Below are 5,535 nucleotides of genomic sequence, written 5' to 3' on the forward strand. Positions count from 1 at the left end.
CGTCGATGAAGCCGTCCGTGAAGCCGTCCGTGGAGCCGTCGGTGGAGCCGTCCGTGGAGCCGTCGGTGGAGCCGTCCGTGGAGCCGTCGGTGGAGCCGTCCGTGGAGCCGTCGGTGGAGCCGTCGGTGGAGCCGTCGATGAAGCCGTCCGTGAAGCCGTCCGTGGAGCCGTCGGTGGAGCCGTCGGTGGAGCCGTCGGTGACGCCGTCGGTGGAGCCGTCGGTGGAGCCGTCGATGAAGCCGTCGGTGACGCCGTCGATGAAGCCGTCGGTGACGCCGTCCGTGGAGCCGTCGATGAAGCCGTCGGTGACGCCGTCGATGAAGCCGTCGGTGACGCCGTCCGTGGAGCCGTCGGTGAAGCGTGGTATCGCTACCTGGGTGGGCAGTTCTGGGTCGGCGGCTACTGGTGGGGAGGCGCGTGGACCAGCTACTTCCGAGAGGTCGCCGGGCTGGAGCTGCCGGGGGACCTGTGGGATCGCGCCCGCGCCTACGAGGCAACCATGGAATCGGCCTGCTGGTGGTGGCCGCACCGCGACTTCATCATGGTCAGCGAGCGGCCGCACACGATCCGCACCGAGCAGATCGCGCCGCGCGGCTGGGGCTCGCATCGCCTGCACTCCGAGGACGGGCCAGCGGTCGGCTGGGAAGGCTGGGGCGTGTACGCCTGGCACGGCGTGCGCGTCCCGGCGCAGGTCATCACCGCACCGCACAGCCTGACCGTCGAGCAGATCAACGCCGAGCCCAACGCCGAGGTCCGGCGAGTCATGGTCGAGCGCTACGGAGCCGAGCGCTACCTGCGTGCCTCGCATGCAGCGCAGGTGCACGCCGACACCGATGGCCTCGGCCATCCCCGCACGCTGTGGCGCCTGCCGCAGGCTGACGACGAGCCCTTGGTCATGGTCGAGGTCGCCAACTCCACGCCCGAGCCCGACGGCAGTCGCAAGCGCTACATGCTGCGCGTACCGCCGTCGATGCGCACCTGCCAGGAGGCGGTGGCCTGGACCTTCGGGGTCGAGCCGGAGCAGTACCGACTGGCGGTGGAGACATGAGCGAGCCCGCCCGCCCATCGGGAGCCTCTACAGAGCCACACCGACCGCAGAAGGCGTGCGACCGCTGCACTCAAGGCGTCATGGACGTTGGGAACGATCACCTGTGGGGGCGGTGCCGCTGTCGGTGCCATGAGGAGGCTAGGCCATGACCTACGACGTTCCTGCCTGGGCCGACAAGCGATCCTACGATGCTGGATTCGATGATGGGCGGGCCTGCGTGGATGAGCCGAAGCCCGATGGATGGCACACCTATCATGTCTGCGACGGCCTACTGCGCGAACTGACCCGCATCGACGGCGGCGACCTGTACTGCGTCGCATGCGGCGTCTGGTTCCGCTCCGTCATCGGAGTCGGGCGGGTCTCTACAGAGGCGACGGAGCGACCGGACCTAGAAGCGGCGCTGGACGAACTCGCGGAGGCGTTCCCGGTAGACGAGGTTTCGGACGCCCCGTGGGTTGCCGAGCGCGGCTCCATCGTGTGGATGGTCCGCGAAGGTGCGGGCGGGCCGCAGATCGGCAACTTCATCCTCGAAGCTGACGCCCGATGGGTAGCCGACGCCCGGAACCGTGCCGCTCTCACCGGGGCCACATCACCCTCTGAGCCGAGCCGGGAGGACGCCGTTGAGTTGACGGATGGCCTCGATAGACCGAGCGGCGTCTACATGTGCCTCGCCTGCGGATCATCCGTCACGCCCGACCCATTCAATGACGGCGGAGGGGTGGACTTCGGCAAGCGCGAGGTCTACCCGATCGGCTCGCGGACTCGATGCGAGTGCCCATGCCACCGCAACGCCGGAGCAGCACCGGAGGAGGAGCGGAGCTGATGGGTGAGCCGCGAATGCCGATGGATCAGCACGGCGCAACGCTGACGTTGGGCGAGAAGATCATCGGCCACGGGGAGGTAACGGGTGTCCGCTTCCCCATCGGCATCTGTAACGGCTGCGGTGGTCGCGTGGTCAACGTCGAGACAGGCGAAGGTCACGGATCGCATGACCGCCCCGCCGAGCCACGAGAGCCTGCGACAGCGGCGGGACCGCTCCCGACCCGCATCCAGTACGCCCATGGTGGCGGTCGGTTCCACCGTGGCACTCACCTGCTCGCGGACTACTTCGATCGCGAGACGGGTGACCTGATCGAGCGAGCGTTCGAGGCCGAGGCCCGCGCCGCTGCGCCGTCTGCGCTGGACGAGTACATGCTCGCCTCAGCCGTGCGGAGTGCTTCAGCGATCATGGAGAGAGAGCGCCCGACCGACTGGGCGAACTTCATGGGCGGCGAAGGAACCATCGCGGCGAAGATGGCGGGTGGCAGATTCGGGCACCTGATCCTCGCCGAGTACGCCCGCCTCTCCGCTCAGGCTACCGAGGAGACGGCCGCACCGGCGCCCTGGCCCGGCGACTTCAGCCCCGACGACGAGCGCGACGGGGGGCACAGCGAGCGATGAGGGCCGAGCTGCAGGGCGACCCGCGCATCGACCACCTGGCCGCGCTGTACGAGGCCGAGGTGGCCTACCGCGAGCGTGGCCGGCGCCCCGAGCTGGACCCGACCAGGCGGGCCACCGCGGCCGCGCTGTTCGGCGCCGCCAGCCGGACCCGGGAGCGGCGGCTGGAGCTGCTGAGACTGTGGAAGATCGCCTGACCGATGCGACCCGAGCCGAGCCAGGGGGAGTCCGTGCCCGACGTCGAGGCTGCCTGGGAGGCGCTGTCGCGGCCGCAGATGCCGCCGGAAGCGCCTGTCGACCCGGATCCTGCGGCGTCGACCAGCGGGGCGCAGACCGAGGAGCTGAGCCTACCCGCGTGGTTGACCGATCCCGAGGGCCTGACGCCGGTCGACCTCGCAGACTGGCAGCGCGGCGCCGAGGCCCTGGCCCGCATGCCGGCGCGCCGGCAGCTGGAGCTGACGGCGGGCATCGCCGATCTGCGGAGCGCGGCGCTCGAGCAGCTGGCGCGGGCCAGCGGGCACGTCGATCGCCTGCGCTGGGACACCGAGGCCATGCTCGAATCGGGCATCGGCCAACGGCTCGGGGTGCGGACCCTGGCCGAGATGAGCATGGAGCCACCGCCGCCGATGCTCTTCGGCCGGCTCGACCCGCTGGGCCACACCGTGCTGTTCGGCACCGGCGGCGTGGGCAAGGGCCTGCTGGCGGCGTGGTGGACCCTGCAGCTGGCCAAGGCCGGCCAGCGGGTGCTGATCTGCGACTACGAGAACCATCCCGACGAGTGGGCGCGGCGGGTGTACGCCATGGGCGGCTCGCACCTGCTGGGCGAGGTGATCCATGTCGCGCCGCTGACCGCGGCCTGGGGTGGCCAGCGCGGGGCGATCTGGGAGCAGGCCGACGACCTGCTGCGCCTGGCGAGCGACTGGGACGCGACGTTCCTGGTCATCGACTCGATCGTGCCGGCCTGCTCGGGCACCGACCCTCTCAAGCCGGAGGCGGTGAGCCAGTACGCCGGAGCCCTCGAGCTGATCGGTCGGCCGGCGCTCAGCCTGGGCCACGTCACCAAGAGCGACGACCTGCGCTACCCGTTCGGCTCGGTCTTCTGGCACAACCTGAGCCGGGTCACGTGGTCAGCCAAGAAGAGCGGCGAGCGGATCCTGCTCACCCACCGCAAGCACAACAACTACGAGCGCCAGCCGGCGACGCTGGTCGAGATCAGCTGGCTGGACGGCCTGCCGGTCGACGTGTTCGAGAAGCCGGCCGGCGAGGACCTGGCACGCCGGATCGAGACGGTCCTGCGCTCCGGGCCCCTGACCGTGAGCAAGATCTGCGACGCGCTGGACGAGGACCTCGACGACGAGGAGGCCGAGCCGACCAAGCCGAACAGCGTGCGCACCACCCTGCGCCGTGGCCAGAAGGACAAGCCGCCGCGCTTCGTGAAGATCGGCTCGGACCAGTGGGGCAACGGCTGATGGCTGTCCCGTTTTCTGTCCTGTTGCGTGATGACGCAAATAGTCCTGTTGTCCCGCGGTTTGTCCCGTTTTTGGTCGATTTGAGCACGAATCTTGTCCCGCGAAATCGACGGGACAGCGGGACACCGGAGACGAGGGGACGGGACAGCAGACGCGCCTTTATGGCGCCTGCGTCACGCATGTGCGCGCGCGAGGGATTCGAGGCATGAGCACCAGGTCGACGCGACTGCGTGAGCTGGCCGCTGCCGAGAACCGGCTGGCCTGGCGGCGGCGCAACCTGACCCGAGGCCAAGTCCGCGCTGGAGGAGGCGGAGGCGGACGTGGCTCGGCTGCGTGCGCAGGTCGACGCCGTGGAGGGCGAGGCTGCGGACGATGAGTGAACTCATGGCCCTTCCGGTCGTGCCGACACCATGCCGATCGCAAAAGCCGCATGAGCTGCGACGGAGAGCCGAACTGTGACCGCCCGCGCCTACCGCCCCGACCCGCTCGTCCTGGCCGCTGCCAGCCTGACCGACGAGGCCGCGTTCCAGGTCCGCGTCGTCGAGCTCCTCACCCGTCACGGCTACAGCGTCTTCCACCCGTACGACTCGCGGCGCTCTGAGCCCGGGTTCCCTGATCTGATCGCGATCCGTGGCGGGCGCCTGCTCGCGATCGAGCTCAAGGTCGGCCGCCGGCGGGTCACCGACGATCAGGCCCGCTGGCTGCGCCTGTTCGACGGCGTCCGCGAGGTGCAGGCCCTGACGCTGCGCGGTGCAGCGACTGGCGGCGACGATCTGGCGGACTTCGAGAACTTCATCCGGCGCCGCGCGCGGCGCGAGGTGATGGGCTGATGCGCGGCCGACGCGGTGAAGCGACACGCACCCGAACGGCTCAGCGAGATCGGAGCGGCAGGGTGAGGGCAGCGGGGCGTGGGGGGGTGGGTACGCGACGGGCTCCCGGTGGCGGCGCTGCTGACCCCCGCACCTTTTCGCGAGAGAAACTCCCCGGCACGACCGCGCTGCTCGAGGTCCTCGTCGACGTCGCCCGCGCCATCGCTGAGCGAAAGGCAAGCGAGCGCCAGGAGCGCCGGCGTACGATGCGCGTCGTGACGCCCGCGAAGACGGAGCCCGCGTGAGCGATGACCCTGCTCCACTCGCTCGACGACCTCCGCGGCCTCCGCGCCGCGCGCTGGATCCGCGAGAGCACCGCCGGCCAGTTCGACGCCTTCGGACCGGACGCCCAGCGTGAGCAGCAGGACCGCGCGATCGAGCGTTGGGGCCTCGTCGACACCGGACTCGCCTGGCAGGTCGCGCACTCGGGGCGCACGGTCGGCTCAACGTCGCAGTTCGCGGAGATGATGGCGGCCGCGGGCGTCGAGTACGACGTCCTCGTCGTCGGCTACGTCAGCCGCTTCGCGCGGGACCTGCGCACCGCCGTCAACGCCCGCCACGACCTGCACGCGGCCGGCGCCGCGCTCCTGTTCGCAGACGAGAGGATCCTGACCAGTGACGACGAACGATGGGACGAGTGGGCCCGCGAGGCCGTCGAGGCCGAGAGCTACAGCCGGAAGCTCGGGCGGCGGATCCGTGAGGGTTATGCAGC

8 protein-coding genes are annotated in these 5,535 nt (G+C 70.4%); 7 read left to right on the forward strand and 1 reads right to left on the reverse strand.

From position 1 onward, the window contains the following. Window positions 1-529, reverse strand: a 529-nt coding sequence (locus tag IT306_29530; GenBank protein MCC7372592.1) for a hypothetical protein, incomplete at its 3' end; no start/stop codon positions are given. On the opposite strand from IT306_29530, the gene IT306_29535 reads away from it, so the two are divergent. From IT306_29535 to IT306_29565, 7 genes are all read left to right on the forward strand, one after another. Then, window positions 500-1,048 (forward strand): hypothetical protein, encoded by a 549-nt coding sequence (locus IT306_29535; protein MCC7372593.1) that lies wholly within the window; start codon window positions 500-502, stop codon window positions 1,046-1,048. The genes IT306_29530 and IT306_29535 overlap by 30 nt on opposite strands. A gap of 145 nt (window positions 1,049-1,193) precedes the next feature. Further along, window positions 1,194-1,871 (forward strand): hypothetical protein, encoded by a 678-nt coding sequence (locus IT306_29540; protein ID MCC7372594.1) that lies wholly within the window; start codon window positions 1,194-1,196, stop codon window positions 1,869-1,871. Continuing rightward, window positions 1,871-2,488: a hypothetical protein gene (locus tag IT306_29545; GenBank protein MCC7372595.1), complete on the forward strand. Its 618-nt coding sequence runs from the start codon at window positions 1,871-1,873 to the stop codon at window positions 2,486-2,488. The genes IT306_29540 and IT306_29545 overlap by 1 nt, the downstream gene beginning before the upstream one ends. Further along, window positions 2,485-2,682: a hypothetical protein gene (locus tag IT306_29550; protein ID MCC7372596.1), complete on the forward strand. Its 198-nt coding sequence runs from the start codon at window positions 2,485-2,487 to the stop codon at window positions 2,680-2,682. Before IT306_29545 ends, IT306_29550 begins: the two co-directional genes overlap by 4 nt. Before the next feature lie 33 nt (window positions 2,683-2,715). Continuing rightward, a complete protein-coding gene (locus tag IT306_29555) occupies window positions 2,716-3,954 on the forward strand; it encodes an AAA family ATPase (protein ID MCC7372597.1) in 1,239 nt (412 codons plus the stop codon). A 455-nt stretch (window positions 3,955-4,409) separates the two neighbouring features. Further along, a complete protein-coding gene (locus tag IT306_29560) occupies window positions 4,410-4,784 on the forward strand; it encodes a hypothetical protein (protein MCC7372598.1) in 375 nt (124 codons plus the stop codon). Window positions 4,785-5,071: 287 nt separating this feature from the next. Then, on the forward strand, window positions 5,072-5,535 hold a 464-nt coding region (locus IT306_29565; GenBank protein MCC7372599.1), incomplete at its 3' end, for a recombinase family protein.

It is taken from the genome of Chloroflexota bacterium, assembly GCA_020850535.1.
Lineage (GTDB): Bacteria > Chloroflexota > UBA6077 > UBA6077 > JACCZL01 > JADZEM01.

Coding starts and splice junctions, on each gene's coding strand:
- IT306_29535 (MCC7372593.1), top strand. CDS start 500: ATGGAATCGGCCTGCTGGTGGTGGCCGCACCGCGACTTCATCATGGTC.
- IT306_29540 (MCC7372594.1), top strand. CDS start 1,194: ATGACCTACGACGTTCCTGCCTGGGCCGACAAGCGATCCTACGATGCT.
- IT306_29545 (MCC7372595.1), top strand. CDS start 1,871: ATGGGTGAGCCGCGAATGCCGATGGATCAGCACGGCGCAACGCTGACG.
- IT306_29550 (MCC7372596.1), top strand. CDS start 2,485: ATGAGGGCCGAGCTGCAGGGCGACCCGCGCATCGACCACCTGGCCGCG.